This is a genomic window from Mammaliicoccus sp. C-M13 (genome assembly GCF_022386845.1).
Classification (GTDB): domain Bacteria; phylum Bacillota; class Bacilli; order Staphylococcales; family Staphylococcaceae; genus Mammaliicoccus; species Mammaliicoccus lentus.
On record NZ_JAJNHQ010000010.1, the window covers coordinates 76,300 to 96,882 of the forward strand.

Annotated in this window: 17 protein-coding genes; 15 read left to right on the plus strand and 2 right to left on the minus strand. The window is 32.6% G+C overall.

Annotation, left to right across the window (positions count from 1 at the left end):
• Positions 1-120 precede the first annotated feature (120 nt).
• The 11 genes from LQ615_RS09280 to LQ615_RS09330 all read left to right on the plus strand — a co-directional run bounded on the left by LQ615_RS09280 (position 121) and on the right by LQ615_RS09330 (position 12,242).
• On the plus strand, positions 121-1,593 hold the full coding sequence (locus LQ615_RS09280; RefSeq protein WP_064204888.1) for a nicotinate phosphoribosyltransferase: 1,473 nt from the start codon (positions 121-123) through the stop codon (positions 1,591-1,593).
• Positions 1,593-2,414 carry an ammonia-dependent NAD(+) synthetase gene (gene nadE, locus LQ615_RS09285; protein WP_026023611.1) on the plus strand — a complete coding sequence of 274 codons (822 nt, stop codon included), beginning with the start codon at positions 1,593-1,595 and terminating at the stop codon, positions 2,412-2,414. The genes LQ615_RS09280 and nadE overlap by 1 nt, the downstream gene beginning before the upstream one ends.
• 64 nt (positions 2,415-2,478) lie before the next feature.
• The gene (locus LQ615_RS09290) at positions 2,479-3,048 is read left to right on the plus strand and encodes a DUF2179 domain-containing protein (protein WP_016999065.1); all 570 of its coding nucleotides are present in this window, start codon (positions 2,479-2,481) and stop codon (positions 3,046-3,048) included.
• Entirely contained in the window at positions 3,038-3,214 is a 177-nt protein-coding gene (locus LQ615_RS09295) for an NETI motif-containing protein (RefSeq protein WP_064498971.1), read from the plus strand. Before LQ615_RS09290 ends, LQ615_RS09295 begins: the two co-directional genes overlap by 11 nt.
• 258 nt (positions 3,215-3,472) lie before the next feature.
• Positions 3,473-4,768, plus strand: coding sequence for an adenylosuccinate lyase (gene purB / locus LQ615_RS09300; protein ID WP_016999063.1), 1,296 nt, complete (start codon positions 3,473-3,475; stop codon positions 4,766-4,768).
• Between the two features lie 76 nt (positions 4,769-4,844).
• Positions 4,845-5,147: a YerC/YecD family TrpR-related protein gene (locus tag LQ615_RS09305; protein ID WP_016999062.1), complete on the plus strand. Its 303-nt coding sequence runs from the start codon at positions 4,845-4,847 to the stop codon at positions 5,145-5,147.
• Between the two features lie 148 nt (positions 5,148-5,295).
• Entirely contained in the window at positions 5,296-6,009 is a 714-nt protein-coding gene (locus tag LQ615_RS09310) for a M15 family metallopeptidase (RefSeq protein ID WP_239704066.1), read from the plus strand.
• Positions 6,010-6,160: 151 nt separating this feature from the next.
• The gene (gene pcrB, locus LQ615_RS09315) at positions 6,161-6,844 is read left to right on the plus strand and encodes a heptaprenylglyceryl phosphate synthase (RefSeq protein WP_016999060.1); all 684 of its coding nucleotides are present in this window, start codon (positions 6,161-6,163) and stop codon (positions 6,842-6,844) included.
• Between the two features lie 12 nt (positions 6,845-6,856).
• The gene (gene pcrA, locus LQ615_RS09320) at positions 6,857-9,037 is read left to right on the plus strand and encodes a DNA helicase PcrA (RefSeq protein WP_194200023.1); all 2,181 of its coding nucleotides are present in this window, start codon (positions 6,857-6,859) and stop codon (positions 9,035-9,037) included.
• Positions 9,038-9,039: 2 nt separating this feature from the next.
• The gene (gene ligA, locus LQ615_RS09325) at positions 9,040-11,043 is read left to right on the plus strand and encodes an NAD-dependent DNA ligase LigA (protein WP_239704065.1); all 2,004 of its coding nucleotides are present in this window, start codon (positions 9,040-9,042) and stop codon (positions 11,041-11,043) included.
• Positions 11,044-11,054: 11 nt separating this feature from the next.
• Positions 11,055-12,242: a CamS family sex pheromone protein gene (locus tag LQ615_RS09330; protein ID WP_016999057.1), complete on the plus strand. Its 1,188-nt coding sequence runs from the start codon at positions 11,055-11,057 to the stop codon at positions 12,240-12,242.
• A 422-nt stretch (positions 12,243-12,664) separates the two neighbouring features.
• Here the strand turns inward: LQ615_RS09330 and putP (LQ615_RS09335) are convergent, their stop codons facing one another.
• Positions 12,665-14,197 (minus strand): sodium/proline symporter PutP, encoded by a 1,533-nt coding sequence (gene putP / locus LQ615_RS09335; protein ID WP_275582769.1) that lies wholly within the window; start codon positions 14,195-14,197, stop codon positions 12,665-12,667.
• 259 nt (positions 14,198-14,456) lie between these two features.
• Positions 14,457-15,986 carry a sodium/proline symporter PutP gene (gene putP / locus LQ615_RS09340; RefSeq protein WP_214269939.1) on the minus strand — a complete coding sequence of 510 codons (1,530 nt, stop codon included), beginning with the start codon at positions 15,984-15,986 and terminating at the stop codon, positions 14,457-14,459.
• Positions 15,987-16,151: 165 nt separating this feature from the next.
• On the opposite strand from putP (LQ615_RS09340), the gene gatC reads away from it, so the two are divergent.
• From gatC to LQ615_RS09360, 4 genes are all read left to right on the plus strand, one after another.
• Positions 16,152-16,451 carry an Asp-tRNA(Asn)/Glu-tRNA(Gln) amidotransferase subunit GatC gene (gatC, locus tag LQ615_RS09345; RefSeq protein WP_016999054.1) on the plus strand — a complete coding sequence of 100 codons (300 nt, stop codon included), beginning with the start codon at positions 16,152-16,154 and terminating at the stop codon, positions 16,449-16,451.
• Between the two features lie 3 nt (positions 16,452-16,454).
• Positions 16,455-17,921 (plus strand): Asp-tRNA(Asn)/Glu-tRNA(Gln) amidotransferase subunit GatA, encoded by a 1,467-nt coding sequence (gatA, locus tag LQ615_RS09350; protein WP_064204893.1) that lies wholly within the window; start codon positions 16,455-16,457, stop codon positions 17,919-17,921.
• Between the two features lie 6 nt (positions 17,922-17,927).
• Positions 17,928-19,355: an Asp-tRNA(Asn)/Glu-tRNA(Gln) amidotransferase subunit GatB gene (gene gatB, locus LQ615_RS09355; protein WP_016999052.1), complete on the plus strand. Its 1,428-nt coding sequence runs from the start codon at positions 17,928-17,930 to the stop codon at positions 19,353-19,355.
• Positions 19,356-19,564: 209 nt separating this feature from the next.
• The gene (locus LQ615_RS09360; protein WP_016999051.1) at positions 19,565-20,530 is read left to right on the plus strand and encodes a diacylglycerol kinase; all 966 of its coding nucleotides are present in this window, start codon (positions 19,565-19,567) and stop codon (positions 20,528-20,530) included.
• The last annotated feature ends 53 nt before the right edge of the window (positions 20,531-20,583 follow it).

A 20,583-nucleotide genomic window follows, 5' to 3' on the forward strand; every position in this document is an offset into this window, starting at 1 on the left:
TTTTATCACAGAGATAAATCACTTTATATGAAGAAATTAAAATAATTTCAAATTCTAAAATTAATTATCAAAAGTATGATAAAATAATATAAAATTACATAATCTGAGGAGTATCTAACAATGTATATATATGAAGACGATAGTTTAATGTTACACACGGATTTATATCAAATAAATATGGGAGAGACTTATTGGGGCGATGGCATTCACGAACGTACAGCAGTATTTGATTTATACTTTAGAAGTATGCCTTTTAATAGTGGTTATGCTATTTTTAGTGGTTTAGAAAGAATAGTTCAATTTATTGAGAATCTTAAATTTACAGAAACTGATATTGAATACTTAAGAGAAGTAGGCTATAAAGATGATTATTTAGCTTATTTAAAAGAATTACGTTTTACTGGTAACATTCGTGCAATGAGAGAAGGAGAGCTTTGTTTTAATAATGAACCATTAATTAGAGTGGAGGCACCTTTAATACAAGCGCAATTAATCGAAACAGCCTTATTAAATATAGTGAATTTCCAAACTTTAATTGCTACTAAAGCAAGTAGGATTAAGCAAGTAGTGCATGATGAAATCGTTATGGAGTTTGGCACAAGACGCGCACAAGAGATGGATGCTGCAATTTGGGGAGCTAGAGCTGCTGTTATTGGTGGTTTTGATTCAACTAGTAATGTGAGAGCTGGTAAATTATTTGGTATTCCTATTTCTGGAACACATGCCCACTCAATGGTACAAACATATGATGATGAATATGTAGCATTTAAGAAATACGCTCAAAGACATAAAAATTGCGTTTTCTTAGTAGATACATTCCATACACTAAAATCGGGTGTACCAAATGCTATTAAAGTGGCTAAAGAACTAGGCGATAAAATAAACTTTATTGGAATTCGTTTAGATTCTGGAGACATCGCTTATTTATCTAAAGAAGCAAGAAGAATGTTAGACGAAGCTGGTTTTGAAGATGCTAAAATATTTGCGTCTAACGATTTAGATGAAGAAACAATTACAAGCTTGAAAGCGCAAGGTGCAAAAGTAACTGCTTGGGGTGTTGGCACAAAATTAATCACAGCTTATGATCAACCAGCTCTTGGTGCTGTTTATAAATTAGTAGCTATTGAAGATGAGAATGGTGAATTATCAGACAGAATTAAAATTTCAAATAATGCTGAAAAAGTTACAACTCCTGGTAAGAAAAATGTTTATAGAATTATAAATACGAAAACAAATAAATCTGAAGGTGACTATATTACTTTAGAAGAAGAAGATCCAAATAAAGAAGAAAAATTAAAAATGTTCCATCCAGTTCATACTTATAAAATGAAATATATTAAAAACTTTAAAGCAATCGATTTACACCATGATATTTTTAAAGATGGAGAACTAGTCTATAAATTACCTGAAATTGAAGAAATTAAGGAATTTGCATTCAATAATCTAGAAATATTATGGGAAGAAAATAAGCGTTACTTGAACCCTGAAGAGTATCCAGTGGACTTAAGTAAAACTTGTTGGGATAATAAGAATAAGAAAATCTTTGAAGTTGCTGAAAGAGTAGCAGACGCTATAAAGGAAGTGGATGAATGATGAGAGATTTACAATCAATCATAATTAAAGAAATGAACGTAAAACCGACGATAGATCCAGAACAAGAATTTATAGAAATTAAAAACTTTTTAAAGTCATATATAAAAGCGCATAGCTTTATTAAATCACTTGTTTTAGGTATTTCTGGTGGACAAGATTCTACATTGCTTGGGAAAATTGCACAAATTACAGTAGATGAATTAAATGAAGAAGAAGGCGCTGAGTACGAATTTATAGCTGTAAGACTACCATACGGTGAACAATTTGATGAACAAGATACGCAAGATGCGTTAGATTTTATTAACCCGACGAAACGTGTAACAGTTAATATTAAACCTGCAGTGACAGCAAGCATTAAAAGCTTAAATGAAGCGGGCGTTGAATTGACGGATTTCCAAAAAGGAAATGAAAAAGCAAGAGAACGTATGAAAGTACAGTATTCAATTGCATCTGCAAACAGTGGTTTAGTATTAGGTACTGACCACGGGGCTGAAAACATTACAGGTTTCTTTACTAAATTTGGCGATGGTGCGTGTGATGTAGCTCCATTATTTGGTTTAAACAAAAGGCAAGGTAAAGCAATTTTAAAATATTTAGGTGGACCAGATCATCTTATTAATAAAATACCAACTGCTGATTTAGAAGAAGACAAACCAGCTTTACCAGACGAAGTAGCACTCGGTGTAACATACGATGCGATAGATGATTTCTTAGAAGGTAAGAAAATTGATGAAAAAGATCAAGAAATCATTCAAAATCATTATGTAAGAAACGCTCATAAAAGAGAAATGCCTTATACTAGATACACTTGGCCAAAATAAAGCGTGACTTTTGTTAATTACGTTGATAAAATGATTCCAGTATTTTGAAAAATGGAGGGTTTAAATGTCAGCTATATTAGATAATCCATGGTTGATGGTACTATCAATATTTATTATTAATATTATTTATGTATCATGCTTAACTATGAGAACCATTTTGACATTAAAGGGATATCGATATGTAGCTGCTGCAGTAAGTGTACTAGAGGTAGTTGTTTATGTTATTGGATTAGGTTTAGTAATTAATAGTTTAGATCAAATTCAAAACATTTTAGCTTATGCGTTAGGATTTGCAGCGGGTATTATTGTTGGTATGAAGATTGAAGAAAAAATAGCTTTAGGATATATTGTAGTTAACGTTACAACTGCAGAATATGAAACAGATTTACCGAGAAAGTTAAGAGATTTAGGATATGGTGTAACGCATTACGTTGCCAAAGGAAGAGACGGCGATCGATTAGTAATGCAAATATTAACACCAAGAAGATTTGAATTAAAACTGATGGACACAATTAAACAGTTAGATTCAAAGGCTTTCGTAATAGCATACGAACCTAAAAATATTCATGGTGGCTTCTGGGTTAAAGGTGTACGAAGTAAAAAATTAAAGGCGTATGATACAGATGAAGTTTAAAGTAGAAGACAATGAAACAATCGAAATGTGCCTTAAACGTATGAGAGAACAAGGATACACACCTGTAAAAAGATTCGAAAAACCTGTATTTATAGAAAATAAAGAGGGCGAATATGAAGTGCTAAAACAAGAAATCCAATTTGTCGGTAAAAAAATAAAAGATTAATTAAAACTTAGGTTTAAATTGAGCATTATACTCCTATCAAAGTAGATACTTAAAAAGTAAAACTTTGATAGGAGTTTTTTATGTTTTTATCGTATTTAGCTTTTAATTTTGATAAGCACTGTTACAATGTATAATGTATTTAAAAATATATTTCTTACACTAATTCACGAACTATATTTATATTTTTATAAATAATGTACGTATTGTGTGATGTTTGTTATACTGTAAGTGACTAATATATGATAGGAGAATTTATCAATGATTGAACGTTATTCTAGAGAAGAAATGACTAATATTTGGTCTGAACAAAATCGTTTTGAGGCTTGGTTAGAAGTAGAAATACTTGCTTGTGAAGCATGGAGCAAGCTCGGACATATTCCAGAAGAAGATGTAAAGTTAATTAGAGAAAATGCTAAAGTCGATGTAGACCGTGCAAAAGAGATCGAACAAGAAACAAGACATGATGTTGTAGCATTTACACGACAAGTTTCAGAAACATTAGGAGAAGAACGTAAGTGGGTACATTACGGTTTAACTTCAACTGACGTAGTAGATACGGCATTAAGTTATGTTGTTAAACAGGCAAATGAAATCATTGAAAAAGATTTAGAAAGATTTTTAGAAGTTTTAAAAAATAAAGCTATTGAACATAAAACAACTTTAATGATGGGTAGAACACATGGTGTACATGCAGAACCAACTACATTTGGTATCAAAATGGCATTATGGTATACGGAAATGAAACGTAACTTAGAAAGATTTAAACGTGTACGTGAAGAAATTGAAGTTGGTAAAATGAGTGGAGCTGTTGGTACATTCGCTAACATCCCGCCTGAAATCGAAGAACATGTATGTAAAGAACTTGGGTTAGATTGTGCACCGGTTTCAACTCAAACATTACAACGTGATCGACACGCTTACTACATTGCGACATTAGGCTTAATCGCAACTTCTATAGAAAAATTCGCTGTTGAAGTTCGTGGATTACAAAAAACTGAAACAAGAGAAGTTGAAGAAGCATTTGCAAAAGGACAAAAAGGATCATCAGCTATGCCTCATAAACGTAATCCAATTGGATCTGAAAACGTTACTGGTTTAGCACGAGTTATTCGTGGTTATATCACTACCGCTTATGAAAACGTTCCTTTATGGCATGAAAGAGATATTTCACATTCTTCAGCAGAGCGTATTATGTTACCAGATGTAACAATAGCTTTAGATTACGCTTTAAATAGATTTACAAATATTATAGATAGATTAACAGTATATCCTGAAAATATGAAAAAGAATATAGACAAAACATTTGGCCTTATATACTCTCAACGTGTTATGCTAACATTAATCAATAAAGGTATGGTTAGAGAAGAAGCTTATGATATCGTTCAACCAAAAGCGATGGAATCTTGGGAAACTCAAACACCATTTAGAACATTAGTTGAACAAGACAGTAGAATTACTGAATTATTGGACGCTAAAGAATTAGATGAATGCTTCGATGAAAATCATCATTTAAACCAAGTAGATACAATATTCAAGAGAGCTGGAATCGAATAAAATAGTTTATGCTGTACTTTAATAGAGTAATGCATTAAAATGCAATTAATGAACTTATTAAACAGGGGTTGATTTTTTGCAAATTGAAAAATTACGAGGTCAAGCACTAAACGAACTATTTGATGCTATTTTAACGCTCGAAACTAGAGAAGAATGTTATCAATTTTTTGATGACTTATGTACAGTTAATGAAATACAATCATTATCTCAACGACTTCAAGTTGCTAAGATGATTAAACAAGGCAACACATATGCACATATTGAAAAAGAATCAGGTGCATCGACAGCTACTATTTCACGTGTTAAACGTTCTTTGCAATGGGGCAATGATGCTTACACGATGATTTTAGAAAGAATGAACATAGAATTCGAAAAATAGATAATAGAGTCTGAGATACATATCTCTCACTCAAAATACAGGCTGAGACATTTAATTATGTCTCAGCCTTATTCATTATATTTAATTTTGATAAATTATATGAAAAGCTATATAATTATTAAACTAGGTTAATTAGGGAGCGTTTATAATGAAGAAGTTATTTACAGCACTTGCTGTTGCTACACTTTTATTAAGTGCATGTGGTATACAGCAAAATACAGAAGATAATCAGTCAGAAGAGAATAAGTCTAACAATGAATCGAAACAAAATGAAAACAACAAGCAAAAAGAAAATGAAAAACAAGATGAAAAAGATAAACATAAAGTTACTAAGAAAAATGGTGTAACTTATGTTGACGGTCATGTTTTTGTAAATAAAAAAATTGATTTACCTAAAGATTATGCGCCTGGTGAAAATGCTACTGCAAGAAATCGATTGAACAAATTAATTCAAGATGCAAGAAATCAAGATTTAGATTTAGTGTTTAGAAGTGGTTATCGTTCTTATGAGAGCCAAGAACAGTTATATAAAGATTATGTAGCAAGAGATGGAGAAGAAGCTGCAAACCAGTATAGCGCAACACCTGGTAACTCAGAACATCAAACAGGTCTCGCTTTTGACGTAGGTTCTGATACAGCTACAGATGATTTTAGATCTTCTTTCGGTGATACTGATGAAGGTAAATGGATGGAAAAACATGCACATGAATATGGGTTTATTATTAGATATTTAGAAGGTAAAGAAGATATTACCGGATATCAATATGAACCATGGCACTTAAGATATGTTGGAAAAGATTTAGCACAGAAGATTCATCAAAAAAATGTAACATTAGAAGAGTATTTTGATTATGGATATTAATTTTATTAAATGCTAAAAACAATAAGCGAATTTTTACGATTATGAGGAGCGTATTATTCGCTTCTTTTTTGTTTGAAATCGTCTATTTCATTTCGGAATTCAATCACAAAAATGCTATAATTAATCTTATGATAATTAAAGGAGATTGAGTATGTACGATATTAAATTGTGGCGACATGTGTTTAAATTAGATCCTGCTAAATCCATAACAGACGATGATTTAATGAAAGTTTGTGAATCAGGAACAGATGCCATCATAATTGGTGGTACAGATAACGTGACAGAAGACAATATACTGAATTTGATGAGTCGTGTTAGACGTTATCCTTTACCTTGTGCATTAGAAATTTCGAATATTGAAAGTGTTGTACCAGGGTTCGATTTCTACTTTGTTCCAAGTGTCTTAAACAGTGATGAAGTTAAATATCATAACGGTATTTTACATGAAGCGGTGAAAGAATATGGATACATGATGGATTTCGATGAAATATTTTTAGAAGGTTACGTTGTTATGAATGAAGAAAGTAAGGTAGCAAAGTTAACTAAAGCTAATACTCAATTGGATGTTGAGGATTTAATAAGTTATGCACGTATGGTCGATAAATTATATCATTTACCAATTTTTTATTTAGAATATAGTGGTAAGTATGGCAACGTAGAAGAAGTAAAAGCTATTAAAGAACATTTAGAGCAAGCACAACTTTTCTACGGTGGCGGTATCAATGATTTGAATAGTGCTCAAGAAATGGCAGAGTACGCAGATACAATAGTAGTTGGTAACATCATATATGATAATTTAAAAAAAGCTTTACAAACTGTAAAAGTAAAACAATAAAGGAAGGTTTTTATGAACGCATTGTTAGATAGAATGAATGACGAACAAAAACAAGCAGTCAAAACGACTCAAGGCCCATTATTAATCATGGCAGGTGCTGGTAGTGGTAAGACTAGAGTGTTGACGCATAGAATAGCATATTTACTTGATGAAAAAGATGTATCGCCATATAACGTATTGGCTATAACGTTTACAAATAAAGCAGCTAAAGAAATGAAAGAAAGAATCAGTCATCTCGTTGGTCCTGAGGCTGAAAGTATTTGGATATCAACATTCCATTCAATGTGTGTAAGAATCTTAAGACGTGACATTGATCGAATTGGAATCGAAAGAAATTTCACAATTATTGATCCAACTGACCAAAAGTCAGTTATAAAAGAAGTATTAAAAAAAGAAAATATAGATAGTAAAAAATATGAACCAAGAATGTTTATTGGTGCTATTTCTAATTTAAAAAACGAATTAAAGACAGCTGAAGATGCAGAAAAAGAAGCGAATGATTTTTATGCTTCAATGGTCGCACGAGTATATAAAGGCTATCAAGAAAAATTATTAAGAAATCATGCTTTAGATTTTGATGATTTAATTATGTATACGATTCAGTTATTTAATCGCGTACCAGAAGTATTGGAATATTACCAAAATAAATTCCAATATATTCATGTAGACGAATATCAAGATACAAACAAAGCGCAATATACACTTGTACAATTATTAGCAAATAAGTTTCAAAATATATGTGTGGTAGGTGACTCTGACCAATCTATATATGGTTGGCGTGGTGCTGATATTAAAAATATTTTATCTTTTGAAGAGGATTATCCAAACGCACAAACTATTTATTTAGAACGAAATTACCGTTCAACTAAAACTATTTTAACTGCAGCCAACGAAGTCATCAGAAACAACTCAGAGAGAAAACCGAAAGCTTTATGGACTGACAATACTTCAGGTGGAAAAATTCAGTATTATGAAGCGACAACTGAACGTGACGAAGCAGAATATGTTATTCGTCAAATATTAAAGAAAAAGCAAGAAGGGTATAATAATCAAGATATCGCGATTTTATATCGAACAAACGCACAATCCCGTGTGCTTGAAGAAACATTTTTAAAATCCAACATTCCTTATACTATGGTAGGCGGCACAAAGTTCTATGACCGTAAAGAAATTAAAGATATTTTAAGTTATTTACGTTTAGTTTCAAATAGTAATGATGATATTAGTTTTGAGCGTATTATAAACATACCAAAACGAGGCATTGGTCCTTCTTCTGTTCAAAAAATTGCACAATATGCTTCTATAAATAATTTAAGTTATTTTGATGCATTAGGAGAAGTAGACTTTATTGGTTTATCTAAAAAAGTCACTCAAGAAGGTGCAGATTTTTATGAGATGATGAATAACTTTATGCAGCAGCAAGAATTTTTATCTATAACAGAATTAGTTGAACAAATTTTAGATAAATCTGGTTATAGAAAAATGCTTGAAAATGAACAAACTTTAGAATCTCAAAGTAGACTAGAGAACATCGATGAATTCTTATCAGTACCTAGAGACTATGAAAAGAACACACCAGTTGAAGAACAATCTTTAATGAATTTCTTAACAGACTTATCATTAGTTGCAGACGTAGATGACGCTGATTTAGAAGCGGGTGTTACTTTAATGACAATGCACTCAGCCAAAGGTTTAGAGTTTAAAATAGTGTTTATAGTGGGTATGGAAGAAAGTATTTTCCCTCACTTCAGAAGTTTACAATCTGGAGAAGAACATGAAATGGAGGAAGAACGACGCATAGCATATGTAGCTATTACACGTGCTGAAGAACAATTACATGTGTCTCATGCAACGACTAGAAGTTTATTTGGTAGATCTCAAGCTAATATGAAATCTAGATTCTTAAAAGAAATCCCAGAAGATTTATTAGACGGCGTTAAACCAAAAACTTCATTTAAATCTAAACAAACAGCAGCGCCTAAACGTGGTTTTGCGAGAAGAGTTAATAATAATCAAAATTCTAATACTACTTGGAATGTAGGAGATAAAGTAACGCACAAATCATGGGGCGAAGGAATGGTTAGTGCAGTAAATGATAAGAACGGTTCAGTTGAATTAGATATTATATTCCAAAAAGAAGGACCAAAGAGATTACTGGCACAGTTTGCACCAATTGAGAAAAAAGGAGAATAAATATGGAAGAATTAAAATCAAGAGTTGATGAACTTCACCACTTATTGCATAAATTTAATTATGAATACCATGTATTAGATAATCCATCTGTTCCTGATAGTGAATATGATAAATTACTACATGAATTGATCTCAATTGAGGAAGAACATCCAGAACTTAAAACAAGTGATTCGCCAACTGTAAGAGTTGGTGGACCACCTTTATCTCAATTCGAAAAAATTAATCACGATACACCGATGTTATCTTTAGGTAATGCTTTTAACGAAGAAGACCTTAGAAAATTTGACCAGCGTGTAAGAGATAAAGTAAGTAATATAAAATATACTTGTGAGCTTAAAATTGATGGACTAGCAGTATCTCTAAAATATGATAATGGGCGTTTTGTGCAAGGTTTAACAAGAGGTGATGGTACTACTGGTGAGAACATTACTGAAAACTTAAAAACAATTCACGCAATACCTTTAAAAATTAAAGAACCTCTTTCTATTGAAGTGCGTGGAGAAGCATATATGCCTAGAAGTTCTTTCCTTTCTTTAAATGAGCAAAAAGAAAAGAATGGAGAACAACTATTTGCAAACCCTCGTAATGCGGCTGCAGGATCATTGCGACAATTAGACTCTAAGCTAACTGCTAAGAGAAAGTTAGATATTTTCTTATATAGTGTGAATGATTTAACAGAAATTGAAGCGAGCAGTCAATCAGAAGCGTTAAACAACTTAGATGAACTCGGTTTTAAAACGAATAAAGAAAGAGAAACATTTGATGATATTGAAGGTGTATTATCATTTATTGAAAAATGGACAGAAAAAAGAAACCAATTGCCTTATGATATAGATGGCATTGTTATAAAAGTAGATGACTTAAGTCAGCAAGAAGAGCTAGGATTTACTCAAAAATCACCAAGATGGGCAATCGCTTATAAATTCCCGGCAGAAGAAGTTTTAACAACATTGTTAGATATTGAATTAAGTATAGGTAGAACAGGTGTAGTAACACCAACTGCTATATTAGAACCAGTTAGAGTAGCTGGAACGACTGTCTCTAGAGCATCATTACATAATGAAGATTTAATCCATGAAAAAGATATTAGAATAGGCGACAAAGTCGTTATTAAAAAAGCAGGAGACATCATACCTGAGGTTATACGTAGTAAAGTAGAAAGTAGAGCAGAAGATAGCGAAGTTTATCACATGCCAACACATTGTCCTAGTTGTGATCATGAGCTTGTCAGAATCGAAGGAGAAGTTGCTCTACGTTGTATTAATCCTAAATGTCCAGCTCAACTTGTCGAAGGGATCATTCACTTTGTATCAAGACAAGCTATGAATATAGATGGTTTAGGCGAAAAAATTATCGAACAATTATACACGCACGATAAGATTAAAGATGTAGGCGATTTATACTATTTAACAAAAGAAGATTTATTACCGTTAGAAAGAATGGGCGAGAAAAAAGTTCAAAATTTATTAACGGCAATCGAAGCATCTAAAGAAAAATCATTAGAACATCTATTATTCGGATTAGGTGTAAGACATCTTGGTATTAAAGCAAGTGGAGTGATTGCTGAAAAGTTTGAGACGATTGATCGATTATTCGAAGCACAAATTGATGACTTAACTGAAATTCCTGATGTTGGTCATAAAATGGCTCAATCTTTAGTAACATATATGGAAAATGAAGACATACAAGTTTTAATTGAAAAATTAAAAAAGAAAAATGTTAATATGACATATACAGGTGTTAAACAATCCGAAATAGAAGGTCATCCAGATTTTAGTGGAAAAACATTTGTCTTAACTGGTAAAATGACAGAGATGACACGACCAGAAGCTACTAATATATTACAATCATATGGAGCTAAAGTAACAAATAGTGTTACTAAAAACACAGATGTTGTAATAGCTGGTGAAGAAGCAGGTTCTAAACTCGAAAAAGCAGAAAAATTAAATATCGAAGTATGGTCAGAACAAGACTGGTTGGATAAATATCGTAATATCAATGAATAGAGGTTAATGATATGAAAAAAGGGTTACTAATATTAGCATCTGTTATGTTACTTACAGCATGCTCATCTGATACAACTCAAAAAGATAACCAAAACAAATCTGAAAAAGATAAAGAACAAACAAAACAGATTTCTACTGGTATGCAAATCTCAAATGATTATTATCGTACTTTATTACCATTTAAAATAAGTGCTGCTAGAGGATTAACACAAGATAATATGGTATCTAGTTATAATAGCGAAGCATTTGAAAGTGGCTTGTTAGACATTAGTAAACAAACATTTTCACCTGATGAATATTTGTACCGTGATGGTCAATATCTTGAAAAAGATACAGTTAGAGCTTATTTAGCACCTAAATATACTAAAGATGAAATAAAGAATATGAGTGCTGAAGAAAAGGAAGAAAAACAAGCTGGTGAAAATTTAGGTCTGAACCCAAGTCATAAAGGCGAAACAGACCCTGAAAAAATAGCTGAGAATTCTCCTACATACTTATCTCATATTATTGAGCAAGATTACTTTACCGAAAGTGATGCTAAGAAACAAAAGATCTCAGGTATGACGATCGGTTTAGCAATGAACAGTGAGCATATATATCAAAAAGAAGAATATGGTGAAACATATACTAAAAAGTTAGATGAAAAAGAAGCAGAGAAACAAGGTAAAGAAATGGCGGAAGAAATCTTATCTCGATTACGTGTAAGAGATGATATAAAAAATATCCCGATTAATTTTGCTATATTCATTCAATCAGGTGAAGGTGATATTAAACCTGGTAAGTTTGTAACATATGGAACAAGTGAAGGCGGTAAAAGGTCAGTTAAAAGCTGGGAAAATATGAATGAAAAACATGTCACGATTCCATCATCAGAAGCAGCTGATTTAGACAAAAATTTAAATTCTAATTTCGAACAATTTAACCAGGACTTACAAAAATATTTCCCTAATTTTACACAATCAGTAGGTACAGGTAAGTTTGAAGATGATAAACTAACAGAGCTTGAAATTAAAATTCCACTAGATTATTATGGCAAAGCCGAAGTTATAGGTGTGACGCAATATGTCGCAGATTTATCTGAGAAGTACTTTAAAGGTATAGATGATATTGAAATTTCAATAATTGATGGGGAAGAACCACAGTCTTTAATTACTAAAACAAAAGATGATAAAGAACCAGAAATTCATATTTACAAATAAATAAGAGCTTAAAATAATTCTCCTAATCCGTTAATTTTTAAATAGCAGATTAGGAGAATTTTTAATATAGGAGTGGGGTAGAAATCTCGTTATTGCCAAGATTATGGAGAAAAGACAACAAGGCTATCGTTATTGACACGTTTGATGAGAAAAGACAATAAGGCTACCGTTATTGACACGTTTGGTGAGAAGTGGCAACAAGGCTACCGTTATTGACACGTTTGGTGAGAAGTGGCAACAAGGCTACCGTTATTGACATGTTTGATGAGAAGTGGCAATAAGGATTCCAAAAGTTGCAAGACGCGACCCACGTGCAACATAGCGTCTTCAGTTTACCACTATCAATACATAATAAAGCTCCCAATCCATCGGATCGGGAGCTTTACTCTGACTACAAATATTATAATCTATAATCATTTATTTTATTTTTCATCTAAAATACGATTCATTTTATCTAGATTATCAATAACGTGTTTTTCTGGTTTTTTCGTAAATGAACTTACAACTGTTGTTACAACAACGTTAGTTAAGAAACCAGGGATAATTTCATAAAGTTCGAAAATACCTCCGTGTCCTTTCATCATAATCCAGAATAATACTACGATAGATGATGTTACCATACCTGCGATAGCACCACTTTTACTTAAGCCTTTCCAGTATAATGACATTAATACTAGAGGTCCGAATGCTGCACCGAAACCAGCCCAAGCATTACCTACTAAGTTTAAAATAGTGTCGTTTGGCGTCCATGCTAACATGATAGCAACGATTGCTACAAGTAATACTGCAAAACGTCCTATTAATACAAATTCTTTATCTCTATCTGCTTCTTTACCTCTTTTTCTAGTTATAATCTTATAGAAGTCTTGAGTTAAAGCACTTGATGTAACAAGTAATTGAGATGAAATTGTACTCATGATAGCAGCTAATATAGCAGCTAAGAAGAACCCACCAACTAATGGATGGAACAATACTTGACTCATTAAAATAAAGATTGTTTCTGGGTTATCAATTGTTTGAGTTGTATCATGAATGTACGCAATACCAGTTAAACCTACTAAACAAGCACCAATTAATGAAATAGCCATCCAGCCAATGCCGAAACGTCTAGCTTTTGGTAAAAGTTTATGAGATTTAATTGACATGAAACGAACGATTATGTGAGGTTGACCAAAGTAACCTAAGCCCCATGCTATTAAACCAATGATACTAATTGCTGAAGTACCTTTAAACAAATCAAGGTTTGTAGGTTTTACTTCTGCAACTGTGTTAAATGTATCAAAACCATTTAGCGTTATTAGTGCTGCAATAGGGACCATAACCATCGCTATTAACATAATGACACCTTGGAAGAAGTCTGTTAAAGAAACAGCTAAGTATCCTCCAAAGAAAGTATATATAACAACGATACCCATTGTTAAAATAGCACCAAGTCTATAATCTAAACCGAATGCACTTTCAAATAGTGTACCACCAGAAACCATACCTACTGATGTATACAATGTAAAGAATACTACTATAATAATACCTGAAATAATTTTTAATACATGTGAATTGTCTGCTACGCGTTTTTCAAAGAAATCTGGAATTGTAATCGCGTTTCCTGTGTGTTCTGTATAAACACGTAATTTTGGTGCGACTAATATGTAATTTAACCAAGCACCTACTGTTAAACCGATAGCTAACCATGTTGCTGATAGACCAATGCTATAAACTTCTCCCGGAAGCCCCATGATCATCCAACCACTCATATCGGATGCACCAGCGGATAAAGCTGTTACGTAAGGACCTATACTACGGCCACCTAACATGTACTCATCTAAATTGCTTGTAGATTGTTTATATGCATAATAACCAATCGCTAATAGTACAACAAAATAGACTATAATCATGAAGTAAGTCTGCCAGCCTGAAACAACTCCAGCACTAGCGTCAATTTGTCCTAAAATAAACATTTTCCCGCTCCTTTATATTTTTTATATATTTTAAAGTTGCACGTTGCCCATTATACACAATTGAAATAATATTCAAAGGGTAAAAAGTAACCAAAGTGTATATTTAGCTTACCATGTTTTGATTTTCATGTCACAAATTGTACACAATTCGAATAAAAGTAAAATATGCTGACGCCTGTGTTTATATAGGGTATAGCGAATTTTTAAAATTCAGCCAAAACTTAAAAGTTTGACTAATTAAAATATTAAAAATTTCTTATTAATTTTTTAGAATTTTAACCATTTCATCAAAATTATTTACTGTTTTTTCCTCTGGAGGATTTGTGAATAGGCTTACAATGATTGTTAAAATCATACTCGTTATAAAACCAGGAATAATTTCATAAAATTCAAAAATACCGCCGTGTTCTTTCATTAATATCCAAAATATTACAATTAGTGAACCGCTTACTATCCCAGCTATAGCTCCGTATTTAGTAAGGCGTTTCCAATATAACGATAATAGTACAAGGGGACCAAACGCCGCTCCAAAGCCAGCCCAAGCATTTCCCACTAAATTGAGTATTGTATCGTTTGGATGCCAAGCAATATACATTGCGATTAAGGATACGATTAATACTGAAATACGTCCGACGAGAACGAACTCTTTTTCGTGTTCTTTATCTTGTAATGTCTTACCTCTTAAAAGCATATAAAAATCTTGAGTTAATGCACTAGAAGTTACTAGTAATTGTGAAGATATCGTGCTCATAATAGCTGCTAAAATAGCTGCTAAGAAAAATCCGCCGATTAATGGATGGAATAAAAATTGACTCATCACAATAAAAATAGTTTCAGGATTATCGACTTTTACATTGTTTTCTTCCACAAAAACGATACCGATAAGACCTGTAATACATGCTCCGATTAAAGAAATTGCCATCCATGAAATGCCGATTCTTCTAGCTCTCGGCATTAATTTGTGAGTTTTAATAGACATAAAACGTACTATAATATGTGGTTGACCAAAGTAACCTAAACCCCAAGCGAGTAAACTGATTATGCCAACTGTTGTTGTTCCTTTAAACCAATCTAGACTAGTGGGGTTTAATCGGCCGACTTCTGAAAATGTATCTAGACCATTTAATTTGAGTATAGCTACTATTGGAACGAGCACTAAAGCTAATATCATAATGACACCTTGAAAGAAGTCAGTTAATGATACAGCTAAATAACCTCCAAATAATGTATAGAGAATAACGATGCTAGCAGCTAGTATTAAACCGACATGATAGTTTAATCCAAATGCACTATTAAATAAAACACCGCCTGCTACCATTCCTGAATGTGTGTATAAAGTAAAGAATATGACGATTACTAAACCAGAAATTATTTTTACAATTCTAGTATTGTCCGATAATCGCTTTTCAAAGAAATCAGGTAATGTTATCGCATTGTCGGAAAGCTCTGTGTAAATTCTTAAACGTGATGCAACTAATATGTAATTAAGCCATGCACCAATCGTTAACCCGATAGCTATCCAAGTAGCTGATAATCCAATACTATAAACAGACCCAGGTAGCCCCATAATCATCCAACCACTCATATCAGAAGCCCCAGCTGATAATGCTGTTACTAATGCACCTAAATCTCTTCCGCCTAACATATATTCATCAAGCGTGCTTGTCGATCTTTTGTATGCATAAAATCCGATTGCTAACAAAATCGTAAAATATACAGCAATCATGACATATGTTTCCCAAGAAGTTTCGACTTTTACATTTTTAAACGTATTTCCAAGTATTAACATGAAAAACCACCTCTCACTCATTGACTTAAGTTCAGAAATTATTCTGATAATTTATTATACATCAATGTATACGCTTTCATGTAGTTATTTTCTATTAACTTTAGATTTTTATATGAAAATTTGTTAAAATTATATGATGTTAGATTAACTAAGGAGGCGTCGCACATGACGAAAGTAACATCTGAGCAAGTTGAACATGTTGCTAATTTAGCTAGACTTGAAGTTTCACAAGACGAAGTCAATGAATTCACACAATCGTTAGAGGATATCTTAAACTTTGCAGGACAATTAGATGAAGCTAATACAGAAAATGTTGAGCCAACATTCCACGTATTAGATTTACAAAATGTTCTAAGAGAAGATAAGAGTGAATCAGGGATTCCTCAAGAAGAAGCATTAAAAAATGCTAAAGAAACTGAAGCTGGCCAATTTAAAGTACCAGCTATTATGAACGAGGAGGACTAAAGCATGACAATTCGTTATGAAACGGTAGAACGTTTATCAGAAATGATTAAAAACAAAGAAATCAAACCATCTGATATCGTAAGAGACATTTTTGATGCAATTGAATCAGATGATAAAAACATAAAAGCTTTCTTAGCTCTTAACAAAGAAGAAGCTTTAAAACAGGCAGAAGAACAAGATAAATTACAAGCAGAAGATAAAATGGAAGGTAAACTATTTGGTATTCCAATGGGTATCAAAGATAACATTATTACTGAAGGCGTAGAAACGACTTGTGCAAGTAAAATGTTAGAAGGTTTCATTCCTATTTATGAATCTACTGTAATGAATCAATTAAAAGCTGAAAATGGAATTTTAATTGGTAAATTAAACATGGATGAATTCGCAATGGGTGGTTCAAACGAAAATTCTTATTTTAAGAAAACCGTAAACCCATTTGATCATAAAGCTGTTCCTGGTGGTTCTTCTGGTGGTTCAGCAGCTGCAGTTGCGGCTAGTTTAGTACCATTCTCATTAGGTTCAGATACAGGTGGTTCAATACGCCAACCTGCATCATATTGTGGTGTAGTAGGTATGAAACCTACATATGGACGTGTATCACGTTTTGGTTTAGTTGCATTTGCATCTTCATTAGACCAAATTGGACCGATTACACGAAACGTAAAAGATAATGCTTTAATTTTAGAAACAATCGCAGGTCATGATGAAAAAGATTCAACAAGTGCACCTGTTGAAGATGTAGATTTCACTTCAGAAATAGGTAAAGACATCACAGGATTAAAAATAGCAGTTCCAGAAGAATTTCTTGGTGAAGGTGTATCTGAAGATGTAAAAAATTCAGTTACTGAAGCTGTTAAAACTTTAGAATCTTTAGGTGCTACTGTTGACCGCGTTTCATTACCGAATACTAAATATGGTGTAGCAAGTTATTACATCATTGCATCTTCAGAAGCGTCTGCAAACCTTGCTAGATTCGATGGTATCCGTTATGGTTTCCACTCTAAATCTGCAAATACATTAGAAGAGTTATATAAAAAATCTCGTGGCGAAGGTTTCGGAGATGAAGTTAAACGTCGTATTATGTTAGGAACATTTGCATTAAGTTCTGGTTATTATGATGCTTATTACAAAAAAGCTCAAAAAGTAAGAACATTAATTAAACAAGACTTTGAAAAAATATTTAAAGACTATGATGTTATCGTTGGACCAACTGCTCCAACAACAGCATTTAATATTGGTGAACAAGTTGATGACCCATTAACAATGTACGCGAATGATATTTTAACAATTCCTGTTAACTTAGCTGGCGTACCATCAATATCAATTCCTTGTGGTAAATCAAATGGTCGTCCAATTGGTTTACAAATTGTTGGTAAACCATTCGATGAAAAAACATTATACAAAGTTGCTTATCAATATGAAACACAATTTAACTTACATGATGACTATAAAACATTACAAGGAGAGTGAATCTGAATGCATTTTGAAACAATAATCGGCTTAGAAGTACACGTCGAATTAAAAACAGAATCAAAAATGTTTTCACCATCACCAGCTCATTTTGGTGCTGAACCGAATACAAACACAAATGTAATAGATTTATCATATCCAGGTGTTCTACCAGTAGTAAACAAAACTGCTGTAGATTGGGCTATGCGCGCAGCAATGGCATTAAACATGGATATTGCTACAGAATCAAAATTTGATAGAAAGAACTATTTCTATCCAGATAATCCGAAAGCGTACCAAATTTCACAATTTGATCAACCAATTGGTGAAAATGGTTGGATTGATATAGAAGTTGACGGCGAAACAAAACGTATTGGTATAACACGTTTACACATGGAAGAAGATGCGGGTAAACTTACTCATAAAGATGGTTATTCTTTAGTCGACTTAAACAGACAAGGAACGCCATTAATTGAAATCGTATCTGAACCAGATATTCGCTCACCTAAAGAAGCGTATGCTTACTTAGAAAAATTACGTGCTATTATCCAATACACTGGCGTATCAGACTGTAAAATGGAAGAAGGGTCACTTCGTTGTGATGCTAACATTTCATTACGTCCATACGGCCAAGAAGAGTTTGGTACTAAAGCAGAATTGAAAAACTTAAACTCTTTCAACTATGTTCGTAAAGGTTTAGAACATGAAGAAAAACGTCAAGCTGAAGTTTTATTAGCAGGTGGAGAAATTCTACAAGAAACTCGTCGCTTTAACGAAGCTACTGGCGAAACAATCTTAATGCGTATTAAAGAAGGTTCAGACGACTATCGTTACTTCCCAGAACCAGATTTAGTGCCACTTTATGTTGATGATGAATGGAAAGAGCGTGTAAGAAAAACAATTCCTGACTTACCAGACGTTCGTAAAGAGCGTTATGTAAATGACTTAGGTTTACCAGCATACGATGCTCACGTATTAACATTAACTAAAGAAATGTCTGATTTCTTCGAAGAAGCGATTGAGCATGGAGCAGACGTTAAATTGACTTCAAACTGGTTAATGGGTGGAGTTAATGAATATTTAAATAAAAATCAAATCGATTTACAAGATACTGCATTAACACCAGAAAACTTAGCTGGAATGATTAAGTTAATTGAAGATGGAACAATGAGTAGTAAAATTGCGAAAAAAGTGTTCCCTGAATTAGCTAAAAATGGCGGCGACGCTCAACAAATTATGAAAGATAAAGGTCTTGTTCAAATTTCTGATGAAGAAACATTATTAGGATTTGTTACTGAAGCATTAGACAATAATCCACAATCAGTAGAAGACTTTAAAAATGGTAAAGGCAAAGCAATGGGCTTCTTAGTTGGTCAAATTATGAAAATTTCAAAAGGACAAGCGAACCCTCAAGTTGTTAACCAATTACTAAAATCAGAATTAGAAAAAAGATAAAAGATAAATATATGGGTCTGAGACATACTTAATTGTCTCAGATCCATTTTTTCTTTGGTATAACCTTTGTTATTACTCAATACTTTGTGGAATCAATTAAAATGATATATAAAAATATTTATAGTACACAAAACGTTAATATATTTTACTTTCTAATATGTATCATTTGCTATAATATAAAGATATAAGAATATACAAGAGGGATCACAATGAAAAAAAGAGCTAGAATCATTTATAATCCAACATCAGGTAGAGAGTTATTTAAGAGAGCACTACCAGACGTGTTGATTAAATTAGAACAAGCTGGATACGAAACAAGCGCTCATGCTACAACGAGTGCTGGAGATGCTACATATGCTGCTAAAGAAGCTTTGAAACATGATTATGATGTTATTATAGCAGCTGGTGGAGATGGTACTCTTAATGAAGTTATCAATGGTATCGCTGAAGCAACTAATCGACCTAAATTAGGTTTAATTCCAATGGGGACGGTAAATGACTTTGGAAGAGCATTGCTTATACCTAATGATATTATGGAAGCTGTAGATACAATCATTAAAGGTGATCTCGTGCCAGTAGATGTTGGTAAAATGAACAATCGCTACTTTATAAATATTGCTGGTGGTGGTAAAATCACCGAAGTATCATATGAAGCACCAAGCAAATTAAAGACTATGGTAGGACCATTAGCTTATTACATCAAAGGTTTAGAAATGTTACCACAAATTAAATCAACAGATATTCGAATTGAATATGATGGTAATGTTTTTCAAGGTGAAGCCATGATGTTTTTAATAGGTTTAACAAATTCAATTGGTGGTTTTGAAAAATTAGTACCAGATGCTGAAATCAATGATGGTAATTTCACTTTATTAATATTAGAGAAAGTTAATTTTGCTGAACTTGGTCATATTATGACATTAGCTTCTAGAGGCGATCACATTAACCACCCTAAAGTACATTATACAAAAGCAAAAACGATTAACGTATCATCATTTGAACAAATACAGTTGAATGTAGATGGTGAATTTGGTGGCGTTCTACCAGCCAATTTTGTGAATTTAAAAAGACATATACAAGTATTTTCTAAATTAGAACGTGTGAAAGCAGAACATGGTATTGAAACTGTAGAACGAGAAAGAGAAAGACTTCACGAAGAGCAAACTGAAGAATAAATACATAGGGACATTTAACTGTCCCTTTTTTCTATGTTGTACGTGAAAGAAGG